Consider the following 20,492-nt stretch of genomic DNA (forward strand, 5'->3'; position numbering starts at 1 on the left):
TCGATCATGGCTCTGGAACTGCGTTGCTTCTTTCGCGGGCAAGCCCGCACCTACAGGTAGAGCGGTGCACACGAGAACAGCGCAATACCCTGTAGGATCGGGTTTACCCGCGAAGCAGCCACCACCGTGGTTAAACCGAAAACCTTGATAGATGCCATTGATCAACCAGTCGGGGAAAGCAATTTGACGGAGATGGCCGCAGGTTATAGCTTGGACTCAATAGTCCTACCCCGAGTCGAGCGAGTACGTGGAACAGAACAGCCGGGCCCTGATCGACGGCTTCAACCGGAAAATCGACTACCTGCGGATGTCGGTCACGGACCGCTGCGACTTCCGTTGCGTGTACTGCATGGCCGAAGACATGCAGTTTCTGCCGCGCCAGCAGATTCTCAGCCTCGAAGAACTGTTCCAGGTCGCCGAGCGCTTCGTCGCCCTCGGCACTCGCAAGATCCGCCTCACCGGCGGCGAGCCACTGGTGCGCCAGGGCATCGTCGACCTGTGCCAGCGCATCGCCGCCCTGCCCGGGCTGCGCGAACTGTGCATGACCAGCAACGGCTCGCAGCTTGGCCACCTGGCCCAACCGCTGTTCGACGCAGGTGTAACGCGCCTGAACATCAGCCTCGACAGCCTCGATGCCGCGCGCTTCAAGCAGCTCACCCGCACCGGCGACCTCGACCAGGTGATTGCCGGCATCGACGCCGCACGCCGCGCCGGCTTCCAGCGCACCAAGATCAACTGCGTCGTGCTCAAGGGCCGCAATGACCATGAGCTGGTCGACCTGGTGCGCTTCGCCATCGACCGCGAACTGGACATCACCTTCATCGAAGAGATGCCGCTGGGCGTGATCAGCGAGCATGAGCGCGGCGAGTCGTTCTGTTCCAGCGACGAAGTCCGCGCACGGCTGGCCGAGCGCTTCACCCTGATCGAGTCGGCCGAGTCCTCCCAGGGCCCGGCTCGTTACTGGCGCCTGGCCGAATCCGCGCACACCCGTGTCGGATTCATCTCGCCACATAGCCATAACTTCTGCGCCACCTGCAATCGTGTGCGCCTGACCGTCGAAGGCCGGCTGCTGCTGTGCCTGGGCAACGAGCATTCGATGGACCTCAAGCAGGTGCTGCGCGCGCACCCCGGCGATGCCGAACGCCTGGAAAAGGCCATCCGCGACTCCCTGCACCTCAAGCCCTACCGCCACCACTTCGAGGTCGGTGGCGAGGTGCAGATCCTGCGCTTCATGAACATGACCGGCGGCTGACAGGCTGTCTCTGGAATTCCATGATCGTCCACCCCCACCCGGATGTGCTGCGCGTGCTGTTCACCCTCAAGGGATCGATCGTCAAGCGCATCGCCCTGCGTTGCCTGATGGTCACACTTCTGGCCGCATTGATCGTGCTGGTCGAGCGGCATTTCCCGGCCTTTTTCTATCCGGTCAGCGCCACCCCGTTCACCCTGCTCGGGCTGTCGTTGTCGATCTTCATGAGCTTTCGCAACAACGCCTGCTACGACCGTTGGTGGGAAGGGCGCAAGGCCTGGGGGCAAATGATCATCGAGATCCGCTCGTTCGCCCGGGAAAGCGTGGCGATCGCCGACCCGCAGCAGCGCCACGCCATGCTCCGCGAACTGTGCGGCTTTGCCCATGCATTGAATGCCAGGCTGCGCGGTGAGGACGAACTGGCCGCTGCCCGCCCCTGGCTCGCCGACGCGGCGGCGCTGAGCCCACATAACGTCTGCGACGGCATCTTGCGCGAGGTTGGCGGGCGCTGCTCGCGGCTGGCCGAACTGCAGTCGATCAGCGAGTGGCGCTACACCTTGCTGGAACAGCGCCTGGTGGGGCTGGCCCAGGTGCAGGCGACGTGCGAGCGGATCAAAGGCACGCCGCTGCCCTTCCCCTACACCCTGCTGCTGCATCGCACCATCTACATCTTCTGCCTGCTGCTGCCGTTCGCCCTGGCCGAGCCGCTGGGCTGGCTGGCACCGTTGTTCACCACCATCGTCGGGTACACCTTCTTCGGGCTCGATGCCATCGGCAATGAGCTGGAAGACCCGTTCGGGCGAGACGAGAACGACCTGCCGACCGATGCCATGGTGCGCACCATCGAGCGGGATGTGTTGTCGGCGCTGGGAGAGAAAGAGCTGCCGCCGGCGTTGCAGCCGGTCGAGTATGTGTTGAGCTGAAACCAGAGGACACCTGCTCCGGCCCTATCGCCGGCAAGCCGGCTCCTACAGGGTCCACGCTCTAGAGGTAGGAGCCGGCTTGCCGGCGATAGAACCGGAACTGATCAGCCCCGGCTCGGGCAAGCACCGATGGGCTTGAGGTGCTTGACGAAGTTGCAAGGCCGATGCCGCGCATCAAGCTGCTCCGCGAGAATCCCCTCCCAGGCTGTGCGGCAGGCCCCGGTCGACCCCGGCAGGCAGCACACCAGGGTGCCGTTGGCCATGCCCGCCAGCGCCCGGCTCTGCACCGTCGAACTGCCGATATCGAGGATCGACAAGGCACGGAACAACTCGCCGAAGCCATCGATACGCCGATCCAGCAAGCATTCCACCGCCTCCGGCGTGCTGTCGCGCCCGGTGAAGCCGGTACCACCGGTAATCAGCACCACCTGCACGTGGTCATCGGCAATCCAGGTGGCGACCTGGGCGCGGATCTTGTACAGATCGTCCTTGAGCAATGCGCGCGAAACCAGGCGGTGGCCGACTTCCAGCGAGCGGCTGGCCAGCAGCTCGCCGGAGGTGTCGTTGTCGTAGGTTCGGGTGTCGCTGACGGTCAGCACGGCGATGTTGAGCGGTACGAAGACCGCGTCGGGTTGGACGCGCACGATGAAGCTCCTTCAATGGCATGGTCGCCACGCTAGGTGCATGGCCCCGGTGCGTCCAATCGAAATGGCGTACCGGCCGATCAATGACATCTATCGCAGACGTGGGTTATGGTCTGCACAACCAGACGCCAGGCACCTCCATGGACATCAAGCAGCTCAAGTTCCTCATCGCCCTCGACCAGACCCGCCACTTCGGCCAGGCCGCGGCGCTGTGCCACATCACCCAGCCGACACTGTCGATGCGCCTGCGCAACCTGGAGGATGAACTGGACCTGGTGCTGGTCAAGCGCGGCCAGCGTTTCGAAGGTTTCACCGAAGCCGGCGAACGCATCCTGGCCTGGGCCCGCACCCTGCTCGCGGCCCACGACGGCCTGCAGGCCGAGGCTGCCAGCTGTCGCGGCCAGGTGGTCGGCAGCCTGCGCCTGGGCACGGTACCGCTGGCCAGCTTCAACCCCATGCACCTGCTGTTGCCACTGCGCGAAAAGTACCCCGAGCTGCAGTTCCAGCTCAGTTCGCACAGCACCGAGCAGATCATCGATGGCCTGAGCCGTAACCAGCTCGACCTGGGTATCTGCTACCTCGACCAGGTCAATGCCAGTTTCTTCGAAGTCATCGAGTTGGGCACCACCACCATGGGCCTGCTGCATGACACCCGGCACTTCCAGTTCGAGCAGGAGCAACTGCAATGGAACGTCCTGGCCGGCATTCCGCTCGGGCTGCTGAGCAAGGGCATGCACTACCGCCAGTCCCTGGACCTGAGTTTCCGTAGCCGTGGCCTGGAACCACTGGCCGTGCTCGAAAGCGACTCCAGCTTCCAGCTGATCCAGGCCATCACCACCGGCGTGTGCTGCGCGGTGATGCCACTGGACTGCGGCCTGGAAGACCTCAGCGAACACCTGCGCATCATCCCCATTGCCGATGCCAGCATCCACAGCCCGGTCGGCTTGCTGCTGCGCCGCAGCGAGCCACGCTCGGCCATCGCCGAGCAGTGTTTCGCCGAGGCACGTGCGCTGTTCAGCCCGACTGATCGGCGGTTGCCTGGCGGTACTGGCGGGGCGTGAAGCCGGTGAGTTGCTTGAACTGCCGGCTGAACGCACTGTGGTCGGTGTAGCCGCAACGCAAGGCCACTTCGGTGATCGGCAGGTCCGAGTGCAATAGCCTGTGCGCGTGCTCCAGCCGCGCCTTGTGGATCATCTGCCGAGGCGTGAGGTGAAACACCCGCTTGCAGTAGCGCTCCAGTTGCGCGACGGAGATGCCCGCGATGCGCGTCAGCTCGCCCATGCTGATCGGTTGGTGAAAGTGCTGGCGGATGTGCTCATCCACTGCGGCCAGGCGCTGGTAGGCCGGGTGGCTGTCGGCGGCTGACTGCAGGTCGACCGAAATACCCACCAGGCCGATGATCTCGCCTGCCGGATTGCGCAGCGGGCGCTTGTGGGTGAGGCACCAGCCGGCTTCGCGGCTGCCGTACAGGTGCAGTTCGAGCTGGTCCTCCAGTACCCGTCCCTCTTCCAATACACGGCGGTCCTGCTCGGTGTACCCGGGCCCCAGTTGCACCGGGAACACTTCGGCGCTGGTCTTGCCCAGCAGGGGTTGCAAGCGCTTGAGGCCGCAGCGCTGGACCAGGGTGGTGTTGGCCAGCACGTAGCGGGCCTCGGCATCCTTGATGAAGATCGCCGCGTTGGGGATGGTGTCGAGGATCGGCAGAAGCAGGGACACACTGGCCAGCAACGCCTCCAGCGTGGCGGGGCGCAGGTGGTCGAGGGACTGGTACAGGGTTGCCAGGGGGGTGTTGGTCATCTGCCTCATCTCGGGTGGCTGGGCCGGCCTCTTCGCGGGCAAGCCCGCTCCTACAGGAACACCACAGTTTTCAAAGCCTGTATGGATCATGTGGGAGCGGGCTTGCCCGCGAAGAGGCCGGCACTACTCGTAAATTACTCAAACCCTTGCGCGGTATGCCCTACAGCCTATCCATACGCCTTCCAGCGCCGCCAGCGTTTTTCGCAATTGTGCCGATTTCGTCATGCACCCTGCCGAAAACCATCAAGAACACTCCCCCCTTGTCGGTCCACTCTATGCCCCACGCAAGCCGCCCGACACCTACAAGAGCGCGGCCGCATCAAGCTGCAAAACGTGACATCAGACCTGCCTATCCAATAACCAACAAAAAGGCGAACCCATGTCAGGCAAATTCAAGAAACAGCTGTCATTGCTCGACCTCACCTTCATCGGCCTCGGCGCCATCTTCGGCTCCGGCTGGTTGTTCGCCGCCAGCCACGTCTCGGCCATCGCCGGCCCGGCCGGTATCCTCTCCTGGTTTCTCGGCGGTTTCGCCGTGCTGTTGCTGGGCATCGTCTACTGCGAGCTCGGCGCCGCCCTGCCACGCGCCGGTGGCGTGGTGCGCTACCCGGTGTACTCGCATGGCCCGCTGCTCGGCTACCTGATGGGCTTCATCACCCTGATCGCCTTCTCCAGCCTGATCGCCATCGAAGTGGTCGCCTCGCGCCAGTATGCCGCGGCCTGGTTTCCCGGGCTGACCCAGGCCGGCTCCAGCGACCCTACCGCACTCGGCTGGCTGGTGCAGTTCGCCTTGCTCGGGCTGTTCTTCCTGCTCAACTACCGCAGCGTGAAGACCTTCGCCAAGGCCAACAACCTGGTCAGCGTGTTCAAGTTCATCGTGCCGCTGCTGGTGATCGGTGTGCTGTTCACCTTCTTCAAACCGGAAAACTTCACCGTCCAGGGCTTTGCCCCGTTCGGCTTGTCCGGCGTGGAAATGGCCGTGTCGGCCGGCGGCATCATCTTCGCCTACCTGGGCCTGACGCCGATCATCTCGGTGGCCAGCGAGGTGAAGAACCCGCAACGCACCATTCCCATCGCGCTGATTCTCTCGGTGCTGCTGTCCACGGCGATCTACGCCTTGCTGCAACTGGCTTTCCTCGGCAGCGTGCCGACCGAAATGCTCGCCAATGGCTGGGCCGCGGTGACCAAGGAGCTGGCCCTGCCCTACCGCGATATCGCCCTGGCCCTGGGCGTGGGCTGGCTGGCCTACCTGGTGGTGGCAGACGCGGTGATCTCGCCCAGCGGCTGCGGCAACATCTACATGAACGCCACCCCACGCGTGGTCTACGGCTGGGCCCAGACCGGCACCTTCTTCAGGTACTTCACCCGCATCGACGCGCAATCGGGCATCCCGCGCCCGGCACTGTGGCTGACCTTCGGCCTGGCGGTGTTCTGGACCCTGCCGTTCCCATCCTGGGAAGCCTTGATCAACGTCGTCTCGGCAGCGCTGGTGCTGAGCTACGCCGTGGCCCCGGTCAGCGTCGCAGCCCTGCGCCGCAACGCGCCCGACATGCCGCGCCCGTTCCGGGTCAAGGGCATGAATGTGCTCGGCCCGCTGTCGTTCATCATCGCCGCGCTGATCGTCTACTGGTCCGGCTGGAACACCGTGTCGTGGCTGCTGGCCCTGCAGATCGTGATGTTCGTGCTGTACCTGCTGTGCGGCCGCTTCGTGCCGACCCAGCACCTGTCGCTGGCCCAGCAAGTGCGCTCGTCGGCCTGGCTGATCGGCTTCTATGGCGTGACCATCCTGCTTTCCTGGCTGGGCAGCTTCGGCGGCCTGGGCGTGATCGGTCACCCGCTCGACACCGTGGCCGTGGCCGCCTGCGCCCTGGGCATCTACTACTGGGGCGCCGCGACCGGCGTGCCGGCCCACCTGGTGCGCCTGGAAGGCGAGGACGAAAGCGAAGCCTCAGCCGACACCTATGCCGGCCACCCTGCAGCCGCCGCCTCCTGAACTTTCACGCAATGGACAACCCCATGAAACAGATCCACGTCATCGACTCGCATACCGGCGGTGAACCGACCCGCCTGGTGATGAAAGGTTTCCCGGCACTGCAGGGTCGCAGCATGGCCGAGCAGCGCGACGAACTGCGCGAGCTGCACGACCATTGGCGGCGCGCCTGCCTGCTGGAGCCACGCGGCAACGATGTGCTGGTGGGCGCGTTGTACTGCCCGCCGGTCTCGGCAGATGCCACCTGCGGGGTGATCTTCTTCAACAACGCCGGCTACCTGAACATGTGCGGCCACGGCACCATCGGCCTGGTTGCCTCCCTGCAGCACCTGGGCCTGATCGAACCCGGCGAGCACAGGATCGACACCCCGGTCGGCCAAGTCAGCGCGACCCTGCACGAAGACGGCGCGATCACCATCGGCAACGTGCCGTCCTATCGCTACCGCCAGCAGGTTGCGGTCGAGGTGCCCGGCCATGGCGTGGTGCATGGCGATATCGCCTGGGGTGGCAACTGGTTCTTCCTGGTTGCCCAACACGGCCAGCGCATCGAGCTTGCCAACCGCGATGCCCTCACCGACTACACCTGGGCCATGCTCAAGGCCCTCGAAGCACAGGGCATCACCGGCGAAAACGGTGCGCCCATCGACCATGTCGAGCTGTTCGCCGACGACCCCGACGCCGACAGCCGCAACTTCGTCATGTGCCCGGGCAAGGCCTACGACCGCTCGCCTTGCGGCACCGGTACCAGCGCCAAGCTGGCGTGCCTGGCCGCCGACGGCAAGCTCGGCGAAGGCCAGACCTGGGTCCAGGCCAGTATCACCGGCAGCCAGTTCCAGGGCCGCTACCAACGCGACGGCGAACGCATTCGCCCGTTCATCACCGGCCGCGCCTACATGACCGCCGACAGCACCCTGCTGATCGACGAACAGGATCCGTTCGCCTGGGGCATCTGACCCGGCTTTTTTCCCAATTGAATAGCGCTAGGAGTGACAACCATGACCGACAACATCTTCACCGGCTGCATGCCCGCCCTGATGACCCCGTGCACCACCGAGCGCAAGCCGGACTTCGACGCCCTGGTGCGCAAGGGCCGCGAACTGATCGAGGCCGGCATGAGCGCCGTGGTCTACTGCGGATCGATGGGCGACTGGCCGCTGCTGACCGAGGCCGAGCGCCAGGAAGGCGTGGCGCGCCTGGTAGCCGCCGGCATTCCGACCATCGTCGGCACGGGCGCTGTGAACACCCGTGAGGCGGTATCGCATGCCGCCCATGCCGCCAAGGTCGGCGCCGCTGGCCTGATGGTCATCCCCCGGGTGCTCAGCCGCGGCGCCTCGCTGATCGCCCAGAAGCACCATTTCTCGGCGATCCTCGCGGCCGCGCCGAAACTGCCAGCGGTGATCTACAACAGCCCCTACTACGGCTTCGCCACCCGCGCCGACCTGTTCTTCGAACTGCGTCGCGAATACCCCAACCTGATCGGCTTCAAGGAGTTCGGCGGCGGCGCCGACCTGCGCTATGCCGCCGAGCACATCACCTCCAAGGACGACGACGTGACGCTGATGGTCGGCGTCGACACCCAGGTGGTGCATGGCTTCGTCAACTGTGCGGCCACCGGCGCCATCACCGGTATCGGCAACGCACTGCCGCGTGAAGTGCTGCAACTGGTGAGCCTGAGCAAGCAGGCCGCCAAGGGCGACGCCCGCGCTCGCCGCCTGGCGCGTGAACTGGAGTCGGCGCTGGCAGTGCTGTCGTCGTTCGATGAAGGCTGCGACCTGGTGCTGTACTACAAGCACTTGATGGTGCTCAACGGCGACCGCGAGTACGGCCTGCATTTCAACGAAACCGATGTCCTCACCGACGCCCAGCGCAACTATGCCGAGCAGCAGTACGCGCTGTTCCGCACCTGGTACGCCAGCTGGTCGGCGGAGCAGAACCTGGCCTGAGGCGCAGAGCACACGCCCTGTGGGAGCGGGCTTGTCCGCCCCCACAGGGATCGCCTCGGCTTCAAGATCTTTACTCCTGAATTCAAAGGACGTTCCATGACCCTCACAGGCAACCTGCTGATCGGCCAACGCGCCGTGCCCGGCAGCCGCGACGCGATCCGCGCCATCGATCCGGCCAGCAACCAGGCCCTCGAACCCGCCTACGCCGGCGGCACCGCCGAACACGTGGCCCAGGCCTGTGCACTCGCCTGGGCGGCGTTCGACGCTTACCGCGAGACATCGCTGGAACAACGCGCCCACTTTCTTGACACCATCGCCAGCCAGATCGAAGCACTTGGCGATACCCTGATCGACCGCGTCGTCGCTGAGAGCGGCCTGCCCAAGGCACGCATCCAGGGCGAACGCGGCCGCACCTGCGGGCAACTGCGCACCTTCGCCCGTGTGGTGCGCAGCGGCGAATGGCTCGACGTGCGGGTCGACAATGCCCAGCCAACGCGCCAACCCCTGCCCCGCGCCGACCTGCGCCAGCGCCAGGTAGCCCTGGGACCGGTGGCGGTGTTCGGTGCCAGCAACTTCCCCCTGGCCTTCTCGGTGGCCGGCGGCGATACGGCCTCGGCCCTGGCGGCTGGCTGCCCGGTGGTGGTCAAGGCCCATGGTGCGCACCCCGGCACCAGCGAGCTGGTCGGCCAGGCCGTGGCCCGCGCAGTGCAACTCTGCGACCTGCCCGAAGGTGTGTTCTCGCTGTTGTACGGCGCAGGCCGTGAGGTCGGCATGGCCCTGGTCCGCGACCCTCGGATCAAGGCGGTTGGCTTCACCGGGTCGCGCAGCGGTGGCATCGCCCTGTGCCAGGCAGCCCAGGCCCGCCCGGAACCGATCCCGGTGTACGCGGAGATGAGCTCGATCAACCCGGTGTTCCTCTTCGACGCAGCGCTACAGGCCCGTGGCGAAGCCCTGACACAAGGCTTCGTCGCCTCGCTGACCCAAGGTGCCGGGCAGTTCTGCACCAACCCCGGTTTGGTGATCGCCCGCCAGGGGCCTGCGCTGCAGCGCTTCATCGCCAACGCCAGCGAGCAGGTGCGCCAGGCCGCCGCACAGACCATGCTGACCCCTGGCATAGCCGATGCCTACCAGGCCGGTGTCGGCGCGCTGGCCGACAACACCAACGCCGAGGTGGCCGCCAGCGGCCAACCGCAACACGGGCCTAACCAGTGTCAGGCGCAACTGTTCGTGACCAACGCCGTGGCGTTTCTCAGCGATCCGGCGCTGCAAGCCGAAGTGTTCGGCGCGGCTTCCCTGGTGGTGGCCTGCGACAGCGATGAGCAAGTACGCCAGGTGGCCGAACACCTGGAAGGCCAGTTGACCGCCACGCTGCACCTGGACGATGGCGATATCGAGCGCGCCCGCGAGCTGGTGCCGACGCTGGAGCGCAAGGCCGGGCGAATCCTGGTCAACGGCTGGCCGACCGGGGTCGAGGTGTGCGACGCGATGGTCCACGGCGGGCCCTTCCCGGCCACCTCCGATGCCCGCAGCACCTCGGTGGGCACCGCCGCGATCCTGCGCTTCCTGCGCCCGGTGTGTTACCAGGACTTCCCCGACGCCCTGCTGCCTGTGGCACTCCAGCATGGCAACCCGCTGCAGCTGCGGCGCCTGCTCGACGGCCAACGGGAAGCCTGAACCATGGTCCAAGCCCTGCAGGATACCGATATCGCCGTGGTCGGCGCCGGCATCGTCGGCGTCGCCTGCGCCCTGCAACTGGCCCGCCAGGGACGCCGGGTGGTGCTCGTCGATCGCGACGAACCCGGCCAGGGCGCGTCCTACGGCAACGCCGGGCACCTGGCCACCGAGCAGGTGTTCCCGATCGCCGACCTGTCGATCCTCAAGCGCCTGCCCCGCATGTTGCTCGACCCGATGGGCCCGCTGCGCCTGGACTGGAAATACCTGCCCAAGGCCATGCCCTGGTTCGCCCGGCTACTGCTCAACCTGCGCCCGGCGCCTTTCCAGCGCAGCGTGGCGGGTATCCGCGCACTGAACGAAGGCAGCCTGGGGGCCTGGCGACGGTTGCTGGAGTCGATCGGGCGCAGCGCGTTGTTCAAGGAGGATGGCTCGTTGCTGGTGTTCGAAAAGCCCGAGTCGCGCCAGGTGCTGGAAGCCCTGCGGGTGCGCATGCAGCAGCAGGATGTAGCGGTGGACCTGTGGTCGGCCGACAACGTGCGCGAAGCCGCCCCGCAATTGAATCCGGCGTTGCTCGGTGGCCTGTTCTTCCCCGCGACCGGGCACTTCATCGACCCGTACCGCGTGGTCCGCGAACTGTTCGAGGCCGCCAGGGCCAGTGGCGTGCGCTTCTTGCGCGCCGAGGTCGATGGCGGCCAGGTCAATGCCGCCGGTGTCAGCCTGGCGAGTAGCCTGGGCATGCTCCAGGCACGCCAGGTACTGGTCAGTTGCGGCGCGCATTCGGCTCGGCTGGCAGCGGCACTGACCGGTAAACGCGTACCGCTGGATACCGAACGTGGCTATCACCTGATGTTGCCAGGGGAGCATCAACGCTTGCCGTTCGCCGTCACATCCTTGGAGCGCAAGTTCATCATGACGCCGATGGCCGATGGCCTGCGTCTGGCTGGCACGGTGGAGTTCGCCGGGCTGAACGCACCGCCTAGCATGCAGCGGGCTTGGCAGTTGCACCGGTTGAGCGAAGGGCTGTTTCGGGATGACCTGAATGCCGAGGGCGCGACGCCGTGGATGGGTTTCAGGCCGTCGTTACCGGACTCGCTGCCGGTGATCGACCGGGTGTGTGATGGGCGCGTGTTGCTCGCGTTCGGGCATCAGCATCTGGGGCTGACCCAGGCGGCGGTGACGGCGCAATGGGTGGGACGTCTGGCCGAGCAAGCCGGTGGGCCCGAGATGCAGGCCTACCGGTTGGATCGGTTTTGAGCTCGGGGCCGCCGTGCGGCCCAATCGCCGGCAAGCCGGCTCCTACAAGATCGGTGTAGGAGCCGGCTTGCCGGCGATTGGGCTGCAAAGCAGCCCCGACGACCTCAGCGATACCGCTCGAGCCAATGCGCGTAGGGCGCCGGCAGGGTCCAGGACGGTTTCTCGACACCCAGTTCCTTGGCCGCGAAATACGCCCAATGCGGATCGGCCAGGTGCGCACGGCCCACCGACACCAGGTCGAGCTGGTTGGCCTGCAGCGCGCCTTCTGCCAGTTGCGGCGTACCGAAGCCCCAGGCCGAGGTCACCGGCAAGCCAGCCTCGCGGCGCACGCGCTCGGCAATCGGCCCCATGAATGCCGGGCCCCACGGAATGCTGGCGTCCGGGATGGTGAAGCCGACGCTGACGCTCAGCAGGTCAAGCCCGCCCGCCTTGAAGCGACGTGCCAGTTCGATCGACTCTTGCAGGGTCTGCTCATCGCGGCCGTCATACTCCAGCACGCCGAAACGGGCGGTCAGCGGCAGGTTCTCCGGCCAGACCTCACGCACGGCTGCGAGGGTTTCCAAGAGGAAGCGGCTGCGGTTCTCGAAGCTGCCACCATAGGCATCGGTGCGCTTGTTGGAGTGCTCGGAGAAGAAGCTCTGGCCCAGGTAGCCATGGGCAAAGTGCAGTTCGATCCACTCGAAACCGGCGTCGCGGGCACGGCGTGCGGCATCGACGAAGTCCTGCTTGACCCGGGCGATGTCGTCCAGGGTCATCTCGCGCGGCACTTTCGGCAGGTGGGCACCGAACGCGATGGCCGAAGGGGCGATGGTTTCCCAGCCACGGGCATCGTCGGCAGCGATATGGTCGTCACCTTCCCAGGGGCGATTGGCGCTGGCCTTGCGCCCGGCGTGGGCAATCTGGATGCCCGGCACGGAACCGGCCGCCTTGATCGCCTGCACCACCGGGACGAAGGCCTGGGCATGGGCATCGCTCCAGATACCGGCGCAACCGGGGGTGATACGCCCTTCCGGCGCCACTGCGGTAGCCTCGACCACCAGCAGGCCAGCACCACCCCGGGCCATGCCGGCCAGGTGCACGTGGTGCCAGTCGTTGATCATGCCGTCCTCGGCCATGTACTGGCACATCGGCGGAATGGCGATGCGGTTGCGCAGGGTGACGTCCTTGAGGGTGTAGGGTTCGAACAGTGCGGACATGGGCAAGCTCCCGGTGTGTCTGAATACGATAGTTCGATCATAATCGAACTATGGCAATAATGGAAACCCTCGTTATCATGTCGACCATGCGAGCCTACAAACATCCCAATTCAGAAGACCTGATCCTCGAACGCGTGCTGTACGCCCTGAGCGACCCGGTGCGCCTGGGCATCGTCCGCCACCTGGCCGGCGTGGCCGAGGCCAGCTGCGGCGAGCTGGACGGCGGCCGGCCGAAGTCGAGCATGTCCCATCACTTTCGCGTGCTGCGTGACGCGGGGCTGGTGCAGACCCGCAATGTCGGCACCACCCACATGAATTCATTGCGCAGCGAAATGCTCGACGAGCGGTTTCCGGGATTGCTGGAGTGCATTCTGCGCCAGCGCTGATGCCTGTGCGGGCCCCTTCGCGCTGTATCTGTGGCCACTGTGTGCGGGCTTGTCCCGCGAATGGGGGCGACGCGGTGAATGGCACAGGCTTGGCCGGTGTTCGCGGGACAAGCCCGCTCCAACAGTGGCCAGTTAAATCAATGAGTTTGGTTTATTCTGAGTGCGGGCTTGCCCGCGAAGAGGCCTGCACAAACACAGCCAGTGCTATTGCTTGCACAGCGCAAACCGACACACCTGCCCTCCCCTCAACATGCATTCCTCATGGCTGACCTCGGCGCCCCCAGCGCCCCGATCAACGCCAAGTCCAGCTCGCACACCAGCGGATGCGCCTTGGCCAGGTCATGGAACACGCAGTTGTGCGCAACGATCTGCGTCTCCCCCGTCGAACGGAAGAACACCTCGGCCTCGTAGCCAGCGGCGTTCATGTGCTCGACGATACGCGGCTCATCCACCACCTCATGCTCCAGGTCCGCCGCCAGCTTGCGCCCTAGCTCGCGCATCAACGCCCGCAGCGCGTCCTGGCCGAGCAGCCCGGCCACTTCACCGATCAACAGGTTGGCAAGCAGCGGATACTGGCGCGGAAACAGCTCACACCCCTGCTCGCTCAATCGATGCAACTGCTCCGGGCGCCGTCCGGTGGGCCGGGTGTCGCCACGTTCGACCAGGCCGTCGCGCTCCAGCGCGGCCAGGTGCTGGCGCACCGCCGTGCGGGTGATCGACAAGACCTGCGCCAGGTCGTCGATGCTCATGCCTGCCGGCTGGCGCAACAACGCGTGGAGCAGGTCCTGCTGGGTACGGCCCAGGCCTTCGAGCATCAGACTTTGTCCGGGAACTGCTTCACCAGCGCTGCGGCCAGGGCGTCGGAGAGCGTGAGGATATGCTCGCGCATCATGCTCCAGGTGCGCGCCTCGCCCGCGTAGTCAGCGTCGGCCAACTGATCGATCTGCGCCACATGATGACCGCCGTGGGCAACGAGCAACGGCATCAACGCGGCATGGCTCAGGTAAGGGTTGGCCTTGGAGAGAAAATCGGCAATAGCCCGAGCATTGCTGGACAACTCGTCGATGGCGGCCTGGGCGCCCTTCTTGTCCTTGGCCACGGTGGCATCGCTGTAATGCTTGATCGCGCCCCAATGGCCAGCCAGCAGCTGGAGCAACTGATCGGCAGCGGGTTGCCCGTACAACGGCGCGATGCTGTTGGCGATACGTTTGGCATCTGCCACCACTTCGCTAGCGGCGACCTCGGCCTGCTTGGCATTGCCGGCCTGGTTGGCGATGGCGTAGTTACGCACCCAGAAGATGTGCTCGACCCATAAATCGCGCAGCGTCATGCGGGTGGTCGCGGCGGGTTGTTCGAGCGCGGTGGCGGGGGGCGGGGTGGTGGGCGTGGCCGAGGAGTAGCTCTGGCTCCATACGGGCTGCGCGCACAGGGCGGTCAGCAGCAGTGCGGCGATCTTGATGTTCATGACAGCACCCTCCTGGAGGGGATCGACTGACAATATTAATTTAAGCATCAAAATATGTTTTTATCGGGCCGCTCCGGGGTTTCCGATCAGTGGTTTTGTAGGATAACGGCAACAAAAAAGCCACGAGGTCACCCCCGTGGCTTTCGCTCACAACAGGCTACTGCTTACAGCGCCATGTCGTTCTCAGGCTTGCTTTCAACCGGCTGGCTCGGCGCAACGGTGGTACCGACGCTGTCGTCGATCACCGGCGGCTTCTCCAGCTGCAGCACTTCGGCGGTGTAGTTCCACTCTTTCTGGGTGGCCGCTGCCGAGTCGTTCAGCTTGGTGCCGTAGCTCGGCACGATTTCCTTGATCTTGGCCTGCCACTCTGGGGTCGCGACCTTCTCCTTGAACACGGTTTCCAGCACGTTGAGCATGATCGGCGCGGCAGTCGAAGCACCTGGCGAGGCGCCCAGCAGACCGGCGATGGTGCGGTCCTGCGAGGCAACCACTTCGGTGCCCAGCTTGAGCACGCCGCCCTTCTCTGCGTCACGCTTGATGATCTGCACGCGCTGGCCTGCTTGCCACAGCTTCCAGTCTTCCTTCTTGGCGTTCGGGAAGTAGGTGCGCAGCGCTTCGAAGCGATCGTCATCCGACAGCATCAGCTGGCCGGCGAGGTATTCCACCAGCGGGTACTGCTCGATACCGACCTTGGTCATCGGCCACACGTTGTGCATCGTGGTGCTGCCCAGCAGGTCCAGGTACGAGCCGTTCTTCAGGAACTTGGTCGAGAAGGTGGCGAATGGCCCGAACAGGATCACGCGCTTGCCATCGAGCACGCGGGTATCCAGGTGCGGCACCGACATGGGTGGCGCGCCGGTCGAGGCGATGCCGTAGGCCTTGGCCATGTGCTGCATGGCAACGGTCGGGTTCTCGGTTACCAGGAACGAGCCACCTACCGGGAAGCCTGCGTATTCCTTGGCTTGCGGAATGCCCGACTTCTGCAGCAGCTTCAGCGCGCCGCCGCCGGCACCGATGAACAGGAACTTAGCGTCGGTGGCCGATTCGGTACCGTCCTTGAGGTTCTTGTACTCGACGTGCCACGAGCCGTCTTCGTTGCGGGTGATGTCCTGCACTTCGCTGGACAGCTTCAGGTCGAAGTTCTTCTGGGTCTGCAGGTGGCCGACGAACTGACGGGTGATCTCACCGAAGTTGACGTCGGTGCCGATCGGCGTCCAGGTCACGGCCAGCTTCTGGTTCGGGTCACGCCCTTCCATCATCAGCGGGACCCACTTGGCGATCTGCGCGTGGTCCTCGGAGAACTGCATTGGGCGGAACAGCGGGCTGGCCTGCAGGGCGTCGTAGCGCTTCTTGAGGAACTTGATGTTGTCGTCGCCCCACACGAAGCTCATGTGCGGGGTGGTGTTGATGAAGGAGTGCGGGTTCTTCAACACGCCCTGGCGAACCTGCCAGGACCAGAACTGACGGGAAATCTGGAAGGCTTCGTTGATCTCGATGGCCTTGGAGATGTTGACGTTGCCGTCTTTGTCTTCCGGGGTGTAGTTCAGTTCGGCCAGCGCGGAGTGGCCGGTACCGGCGTTGTTCCAGCCGTTGGAGCTTTCTTCGGCGACGCCGTCCAGACGCTCGACCATCTCCATCGACCAGCTCGGCTCCAGCTCGTGCAGCCACACGGCCAGGGTGGAGCTCATGATGCCGCCGCCGACCAGCAGCACATCGACTTTCTTGGTTTCTTCGGCGTGCGCCTGCATGAAGCTTGCAGCGACAGCCAGACCCAGCAAGGTTTTGCCAGCTTTCTTGAACATTGAAAAATCCAGTCAGTAGAACAGGTGGGTGGGCCTGTGGCTGGCCCAGGTGTTTCGTGTTCTTCCGCGCAGGCTTTTTGTGGTCATTGTTCAGCGGCTAGAGAACCAGAAAACGACCCAGGCTTTTGTCGAATTGACCTACAGCGCTGAATCGTTTCGCCGATTGTAACCGAAATGCCAGTACAAACAAATTGCCCGGCGGCGCGTCAAGACGACAGGTTGTCCCAGCGACAGTTTGTCTCTATGGGTGGCCACGAGTAGCCATTTTGAGCAGTTGCGCACATTGAAAACCTAGCTAGCGCGGGCGATAGTTCGCAGTCCTACTTCGTTCTTGCCCTACCAGGAGTCTGTCCATGCTCGGCGTCACCGACTACGGCGCGTTCGTCATCGCCTTCATCATCGTCCTGGCCATCCCCGGCCCGGGCAACTTCGCCCTGATCACCGCTACTGGCAAGGGCGGCATCAAGGCGGGCATGGCCGCCACCTGCGGCGTGATCCTCGGTGACCAGGTGCTGCTGTGGCTGGCGGTGGCGGGCGTGGCGACCTTGCTCGCCGCCTACCCTGCCGCGTTTCATGTGGTGCAATGGGCCGGTGCGGCCTACCTGGCGTACCTGGGCCTGCGCATGCTGCTGAGCAAGCCGGGCGGCGCACCACGCGCCAGCCGCATGGACAACGGCCATTACCTGCGCCAGACGATGATGATCACCCTGCTAAACCCCAAGGCGATCATGTTCTACATGGCGTTCTTCCCACTGTTCGTCGACCCGGTGAAGCACCAGGGCTTGGTGACCTTCGGCTTCATGGCGGTGACGGTGGCAGTGGTGACCTTCCTTTATGGGCTGATTGCCGTGGTGCTGACCCACATGCTGGCTGAGCGCATGCGCGCCAGTCCGCGGATTTCCAATATGTTCGAGCGATTGGCGGGGGCTTGTCTGGTGGGGTTTGGGATCAAGTTGGCGGCGATGCGGTGATGGGGCGGTTCCGATGGGACCACCGTAAAGATGATTGACCCAAAAGCAGCACCAGGACGCTGGCCCTGAGTCGGAGTTTTTCCCATCCCAAGTAGTCCATTTCTGGATTGTCATTCCTGCCAAGTGGGTCCGTTGCGACCGCATGGGTTTCGGCCTAGGCTCGTCTGGACCTCGAACGGCGGGACGACACAGAGGCATTAGACGAGCGAAGGAAATCCTTCACGCTCTGCGAGGTAAACGACAATGAGCGAGCAATCTCACCCCGAAGACATGCCAATCCTGAATCTGGATTTGAGCAAAACCCAGCGCTTCGAGGCCTCGAGCTTCCTCGATAGCCCAGAAACCATCGCCGCCTTTCTAGCAGAAGCGATGAAGGCAAATGACGCTCAGATCCTCATGCACGCCTTGGAAGAGGTGGCGAAGGCCAAAGGTGTCAGCCAATTTGCCCACGATGCTGGGGTTAACCGTGAGTCTCTCTACAAGACCCTCAAGGGAGGCAACAAAACACGGTTCGCAACGATCCAGAAATTGCTGTTGGCTCTCGGCGTGGAACTGACAGTCAAACCTCTTGAAAGAGCCTCTGCTTCGTAAGCCTGCAGCGTTACGCTTCCCCTGAATAGGGTTGGATTCGGTGCGGCGAGGGGTTGGTTTTATACGCAATGTGTAAATTCGGCGCTGCAAATCCAGCCATTTTTCTCAGTTTTTTCCCATTTCCTGTAGTCCGTTTCTGAAACATACTTCCATCGCTGCCAAACCATTGCTACTGCTGTGATGGGGACCTAGTCTCGGGATGTCGCTGGCAAAACAGCGACCGGCTTTGACAGGCCGACCCTATCTCAGACACGCGCAAGCGCTATGGCGGCTGTGCGCGGGGCACCTTCGTGTGCGCCGAGTCACTCTGGGATCCTCGGTCTGTCAACCCGCGTACAGCTGCCACCTTCTTGTTTGACAGCAAGCTTGTGGTAGCCCCACTGATCCCAGAGGTGCATATGCGCAAGACAGTCCCCGATCCACCCGCTTCTTCCCTCGAATCCTCCGTCGCCCTGCAAGACGCACTCGTGCAGGCATCGGAGCACGTTCTCTGTGCCCTGTCCGTCGCGAGTCAATCCGTGATGCTCAACCCTGTCAGCCCGAGCTCGAAGATCATGCGAGCCGTGATCCATGAGATGGCGGCGGTGCAGGCCTTGTTGGACTCTGCAGAAGAGCATGCACAGATGCGAGCGCATCTGCCGACCGAGCCGCGAACGCTGCATTAAGTGATGTGTTGTCTGGGCGGGCCTCTTCGCGGGACAAGCCCGCTCCCACAGAATCACCACAATCCCCAAAGCAGCGGAGGGTCAACATAATCCTCTACAACAACGGGGTACTTGTGGGAGCGGGCTTGTCCCGCGAAAGGGCCCGCCCAGACAACCAAATTATCGAAGGGAGATCGACAATGACCACAAACGCCGTAACACCCGGCGAAACCTGCTTCTACCAAGGCGAAGGCCAAACCCAACCGCTGTTCCGCATCGAACCGGGCATCAACTGCCAGTTCGCCCGCGAACAAGCCTCGGAATTGATGGGCTACGCACGGGACATGACCCTGGATGGCCTGATGGAGCGAAACCACAATCTGATCTGGGCCTCGTACTACCTCAACGCCTTGGCCAAGGCGCTGCTCGACGATGCCGAAATCGGGCTCATGAAATCAGAAAACCCATAACGAAAAAGCCCCGCAGACGTTAATCTGCGGGGCTTCATCTTGTATGGCGGAGAGATAGGGATTTGAACCCGCCCGACTTGCTCGGTAGGCCGTTACAGGCCAGTAAAAACGGTTATCCTCACGTGATCAAATGGCCCATCCGCGCCTAAAGCGTCCCAGAATTTGCCCTAAATTTGTCTTAAAAGTATCTACGGTACTAGGCCCTGTACGAAATCCCGAGAAACCCAATCGCCGCCCCTCGAACGCTGAGTTTTTGTAGAGCCCCACGCCATCGACGGAAAGGAATGCTGTGATGGCAAAGCGTTACGAACTCTCGGACGAGGCTTGGGCTGTGGTCTCCGATCTCTTCATCGAAATTCATGGCCGAGGGAGGCCACGCCTGAGCGACCGGCTGATGCTCAATGGCATGCTCTGGGTGCTTTGTTCAGGCGCTGCGTGCGCGAGATATGCCGGAACGCTTCGGCCCATGGTCAACGGTCTATCAGCGGTTCCGGGGTTGGCGAAACCGGGGCACGTTCGATCAGATGCTCAAACTCTTGCATCTGAGATTGAATGAGCAAGGCCTGATCGATCTGCAAACCTGGATGATCGACTCAACCGCTGTACGCGCAACCCGAGCCTCTTCTGGTGCCGGGAAAAAAGGGGGCCTGACGAGCCTGCCGATCACGCTTTAGGCCGCAGTCGTGGCGGACTAACAACCAAGATCCATATGCTCTGCGACGCCAACGGGACACCGTTGCGCTTCCTCCTCTCTGGCGGTCAAGCCAGTGACATCAGCTATGCCCAGCCATTGCTGGACGAGGTCAGCATTCCACCGAGCCAACGTGGCCGCCCGCGCAAGCGCTGCAAATGGTTGCTTGCCAACAAGGGCTACGACGCCGAGGCACTTCGCCGCTACTGCGACCAATACCGAATGCAGCCCGTCATCCCGCTGCGCTCGATGAAGCGCAAGCCCAAGCCTGGCTTACCCAGACTGTTTGATCGGCCCAGATACCGACAGCGCAACATCATCGAACGCATGTTTGGCTGGCTGAAAGAGAACCGACGGATCGTGACACGCTTCGACAAGCTCGCGAAAAGCTATGCCGCCATGGTCCCACTGGCTTGTTCCATGCGGTGTTTGCGACATCTCTTTTCCTACAGAGCCTAGGAGCCCATCATGGACGAGAAAGCCGCAATCACGGCAGATACCTTGGAGCTGCTGCTCAACCAAACCGCCATCAGAGCAGTACTAGAGGAGCTGACCCTCTGGTTTAGCCAACGCGGCTCAATCCACATCCACGACAACGTTATGAGTGCTCTAGCCACCGTTGACAACCATGCTGAAGTGATTTTGCACGGAATTGAACGCCTGCGGGAATGACCGGCTTCACACGCGGTGAGCGACGCTAGAATCCGCTAGCGCCGAGGTCCCACCAGCAGTTGGTAAGGGGAGGGGGAGCTGAGGTATGCTTTTCCTCAAGCCCTTTTGACTCCACCCCCTAATCTCCAGC

General features: G+C 63.6%; 19 protein-coding genes and 2 pseudogenes. 15 read left to right on the plus strand and 6 right to left on the minus strand.

Annotation, left to right across the window (positions count from 1 at the left end; genetic code table 11):
* Window positions 1–247 precede the first annotated feature (247 nt).
* Complete coding sequence (gene moaA / locus E6B08_RS22855) at window positions 248–1,252, plus strand: GTP 3',8-cyclase MoaA (protein WP_136916095.1); 1,005 nt, start codon at window positions 248–250, stop codon at window positions 1,250–1,252.
* 20 nt (window positions 1,253–1,272) lie between these two features.
* The gene (locus E6B08_RS22860) at window positions 1,273–2,172 is read left to right on the plus strand and encodes a bestrophin family protein (protein ID WP_136916096.1); all 900 of its coding nucleotides are present in this window, start codon (window positions 1,273–1,275) and stop codon (window positions 2,170–2,172) included.
* Between the two features lie 104 nt (window positions 2,173–2,276).
* Here E6B08_RS22860 and moaB read toward each other — a convergent pair whose 3' ends face one another.
* Window positions 2,277–2,816: a molybdenum cofactor biosynthesis protein B gene (gene moaB / locus E6B08_RS22865; RefSeq protein ID WP_136916097.1), complete on the minus strand. Its 540-nt coding sequence runs from the start codon at window positions 2,814–2,816 to the stop codon at window positions 2,277–2,279.
* Between the two features lie 140 nt (window positions 2,817–2,956).
* Here moaB and E6B08_RS22870 point away from each other — a divergent pair, with 140 nt between their 5' ends.
* Window positions 2,957–3,877 (plus strand): LysR family transcriptional regulator, encoded by a 921-nt coding sequence (locus E6B08_RS22870; RefSeq protein ID WP_136917478.1) that lies wholly within the window; start codon window positions 2,957–2,959, stop codon window positions 3,875–3,877.
* On the opposite strand, the gene E6B08_RS22875 is transcribed toward E6B08_RS22870, so the two are convergent.
* On the minus strand, window positions 3,831–4,613 hold the full coding sequence (locus E6B08_RS22875; RefSeq protein WP_136916098.1) for an AraC family transcriptional regulator: 783 nt from the start codon (window positions 4,611–4,613) through the stop codon (window positions 3,831–3,833). The two genes, E6B08_RS22870 and E6B08_RS22875, sit on opposite strands and share 47 nt — an antisense overlap.
* 379 nt (window positions 4,614–4,992) lie before the next feature.
* Between E6B08_RS22875 and E6B08_RS22885 the strand changes: the two genes are divergently transcribed.
* The 5 genes from E6B08_RS22885 to E6B08_RS22905 all read left to right on the plus strand — a co-directional run bounded on the left by E6B08_RS22885 (window position 4,993) and on the right by E6B08_RS22905 (window position 11,474).
* Window positions 4,993–6,606 carry an APC family permease gene (locus E6B08_RS22885; protein ID WP_136916100.1) on the plus strand — a complete coding sequence of 538 codons (1,614 nt, stop codon included), beginning with the start codon at window positions 4,993–4,995 and terminating at the stop codon, window positions 6,604–6,606.
* A 23-nt stretch (window positions 6,607–6,629) separates the two neighbouring features.
* A complete protein-coding gene (locus tag E6B08_RS22890; protein WP_136916101.1) occupies window positions 6,630–7,556 on the plus strand; it encodes a 4-hydroxyproline epimerase in 927 nt (308 codons plus the stop codon).
* 42 nt (window positions 7,557–7,598) lie between these two features.
* Window positions 7,599–8,546: a dihydrodipicolinate synthase family protein gene (locus E6B08_RS22895; RefSeq protein WP_136916102.1), complete on the plus strand. Its 948-nt coding sequence runs from the start codon at window positions 7,599–7,601 to the stop codon at window positions 8,544–8,546.
* A gap of 96 nt (window positions 8,547–8,642) precedes the next feature.
* Window positions 8,643–10,220, plus strand: coding sequence for an aldehyde dehydrogenase (NADP(+)) (locus E6B08_RS22900; RefSeq protein WP_136916103.1), 1,578 nt, complete (start codon window positions 8,643–8,645; stop codon window positions 10,218–10,220).
* A gap of 3 nt (window positions 10,221–10,223) precedes the next feature.
* On the plus strand, window positions 10,224–11,474 hold the full coding sequence (locus tag E6B08_RS22905; RefSeq protein WP_136916104.1) for an NAD(P)/FAD-dependent oxidoreductase: 1,251 nt from the start codon (window positions 10,224–10,226) through the stop codon (window positions 11,472–11,474).
* Between the two features lie 104 nt (window positions 11,475–11,578).
* On the opposite strand, the gene xenA is transcribed toward E6B08_RS22905, so the two are convergent.
* Window positions 11,579–12,670 (minus strand): xenobiotic reductase XenA, encoded by a 1,092-nt coding sequence (gene xenA / locus E6B08_RS22910; RefSeq protein ID WP_136916105.1) that lies wholly within the window; start codon window positions 12,668–12,670, stop codon window positions 11,579–11,581.
* A 50-nt stretch (window positions 12,671–12,720) separates the two neighbouring features.
* Between xenA and E6B08_RS22915 the strand changes: the two genes are divergently transcribed.
* The gene (locus E6B08_RS22915; RefSeq protein WP_136916106.1) at window positions 12,721–13,056 is read left to right on the plus strand and encodes an ArsR/SmtB family transcription factor; all 336 of its coding nucleotides are present in this window, start codon (window positions 12,721–12,723) and stop codon (window positions 13,054–13,056) included.
* Window positions 13,057–13,260: 204 nt separating this feature from the next.
* On the opposite strand, the pseudogene E6B08_RS22920 reads toward E6B08_RS22915, so the two are convergent.
* From E6B08_RS22920 to mqo, 3 genes and pseudogenes are all read right to left on the minus strand, one after another.
* Window positions 13,261–13,871, minus strand: a pseudogene (locus E6B08_RS22920) (helix-turn-helix transcriptional regulator).
* Window positions 13,871–14,521, minus strand: a complete 651-nt coding sequence (locus tag E6B08_RS22925; RefSeq protein ID WP_136916107.1) for a hypothetical protein — start codon at window positions 14,519–14,521, stop codon at window positions 13,871–13,873. Before E6B08_RS22925 ends, E6B08_RS22920 begins: the two are co-directional and overlap by 1 nt.
* A 164-nt stretch (window positions 14,522–14,685) precedes the next feature.
* Window positions 14,686–16,323: a malate dehydrogenase (quinone) gene (gene mqo / locus E6B08_RS22930; protein WP_192938582.1), complete on the minus strand. Its 1,638-nt coding sequence runs from the start codon at window positions 16,321–16,323 to the stop codon at window positions 14,686–14,688.
* 353 nt (window positions 16,324–16,676) lie between these two features.
* On the opposite strand from mqo, the gene E6B08_RS22935 reads away from it, so the two are divergent.
* The 6 genes and pseudogenes from E6B08_RS22935 to E6B08_RS22960 all read left to right on the plus strand — a co-directional run bounded on the left by E6B08_RS22935 (window position 16,677) and on the right by E6B08_RS22960 (window position 20,362).
* Window positions 16,677–17,294, plus strand: a complete 618-nt coding sequence (locus E6B08_RS22935; protein WP_136916109.1) for a LysE family transporter — start codon at window positions 16,677–16,679, stop codon at window positions 17,292–17,294.
* Between the two features lie 243 nt (window positions 17,295–17,537).
* The gene (locus tag E6B08_RS22940) at window positions 17,538–17,885 is read left to right on the plus strand and encodes an addiction module antidote protein (protein ID WP_136916110.1); all 348 of its coding nucleotides are present in this window, start codon (window positions 17,538–17,540) and stop codon (window positions 17,883–17,885) included.
* A 398-nt stretch (window positions 17,886–18,283) separates the two neighbouring features.
* Window positions 18,284–18,550: a hypothetical protein gene (locus E6B08_RS22945; RefSeq protein WP_136916111.1), complete on the plus strand. Its 267-nt coding sequence runs from the start codon at window positions 18,284–18,286 to the stop codon at window positions 18,548–18,550.
* 179 nt (window positions 18,551–18,729) lie between these two features.
* Window positions 18,730–18,999 (plus strand): DUF3077 domain-containing protein, encoded by a 270-nt coding sequence (locus E6B08_RS22950; RefSeq protein ID WP_136916112.1) that lies wholly within the window; start codon window positions 18,730–18,732, stop codon window positions 18,997–18,999.
* A gap of 292 nt (window positions 19,000–19,291) precedes the next feature.
* Window positions 19,292–20,149, plus strand: a pseudogene (locus tag E6B08_RS22955) (IS5 family transposase).
* A gap of 9 nt (window positions 20,150–20,158) precedes the next feature.
* The gene (locus E6B08_RS22960) at window positions 20,159–20,362 is read left to right on the plus strand and encodes a hypothetical protein (protein ID WP_136916113.1); all 204 of its coding nucleotides are present in this window, start codon (window positions 20,159–20,161) and stop codon (window positions 20,360–20,362) included.
* Window positions 20,363–20,492: the final 130 nt, after the last annotated feature.

The sequence above is a fragment of the Pseudomonas putida genome (genome assembly GCF_005080685.1).
In the GTDB taxonomy this organism is placed as follows: Bacteria; Pseudomonadota; Gammaproteobacteria; order Pseudomonadales; family Pseudomonadaceae; genus Aquipseudomonas; species Aquipseudomonas putida_V.

Bases quoted from the DNA above. Each gene is read 5' to 3' on its own strand.
- E6B08_RS22945 (WP_136916111.1), top strand. From the start codon at position 18,284: ATGCGCAAGACAGTCCCCGATCCACCCGCTTCTTCCCTCGAATCCTCC.
- E6B08_RS22925 (WP_136916107.1), bottom strand. From the start codon at position 14,521: ATGAACATCAAGATCGCCGCACTGCTGCTGACCGCCCTGTGCGCGCAG.
- E6B08_RS22890 (WP_136916101.1), top strand. From the start codon at position 6,630: ATGAAACAGATCCACGTCATCGACTCGCATACCGGCGGTGAACCGACC.
- E6B08_RS22915 (WP_136916106.1), top strand. From the start codon at position 12,721: ATGGCAATAATGGAAACCCTCGTTATCATGTCGACCATGCGAGCCTAC.
- mqo (WP_192938582.1), bottom strand. From the start codon at position 16,323: ATGTTCAAGAAAGCTGGCAAAACCTTGCTGGGTCTGGCTGTCGCTGCA.
- E6B08_RS22860 (WP_136916096.1), top strand. From the start codon at position 1,273: ATGATCGTCCACCCCCACCCGGATGTGCTGCGCGTGCTGTTCACCCTC.
- E6B08_RS22885 (WP_136916100.1), top strand. From the start codon at position 4,993: ATGTCAGGCAAATTCAAGAAACAGCTGTCATTGCTCGACCTCACCTTC.
- E6B08_RS22940 (WP_136916110.1), top strand. From the start codon at position 17,538: ATGAGCGAGCAATCTCACCCCGAAGACATGCCAATCCTGAATCTGGAT.
- E6B08_RS22875 (WP_136916098.1), bottom strand. From the start codon at position 4,613: ATGACCAACACCCCCCTGGCAACCCTGTACCAGTCCCTCGACCACCTG.
- E6B08_RS22950 (WP_136916112.1), top strand. From the start codon at position 18,730: ATGACCACAAACGCCGTAACACCCGGCGAAACCTGCTTCTACCAAGGC.
- E6B08_RS22900 (WP_136916103.1), top strand. From the start codon at position 8,643: ATGACCCTCACAGGCAACCTGCTGATCGGCCAACGCGCCGTGCCCGGC.
- E6B08_RS22895 (WP_136916102.1), top strand. From the start codon at position 7,599: ATGACCGACAACATCTTCACCGGCTGCATGCCCGCCCTGATGACCCCG.
- xenA (WP_136916105.1), bottom strand. From the start codon at position 12,670: ATGTCCGCACTGTTCGAACCCTACACCCTCAAGGACGTCACCCTGCGC.
- E6B08_RS22935 (WP_136916109.1), top strand. From the start codon at position 16,677: ATGCTCGGCGTCACCGACTACGGCGCGTTCGTCATCGCCTTCATCATC.
- E6B08_RS22960 (WP_136916113.1), top strand. From the start codon at position 20,159: ATGGACGAGAAAGCCGCAATCACGGCAGATACCTTGGAGCTGCTGCTC.
- E6B08_RS22905 (WP_136916104.1), top strand. From the start codon at position 10,224: ATGGTCCAAGCCCTGCAGGATACCGATATCGCCGTGGTCGGCGCCGGC.
- E6B08_RS22870 (WP_136917478.1), top strand. From the start codon at position 2,957: ATGGACATCAAGCAGCTCAAGTTCCTCATCGCCCTCGACCAGACCCGC.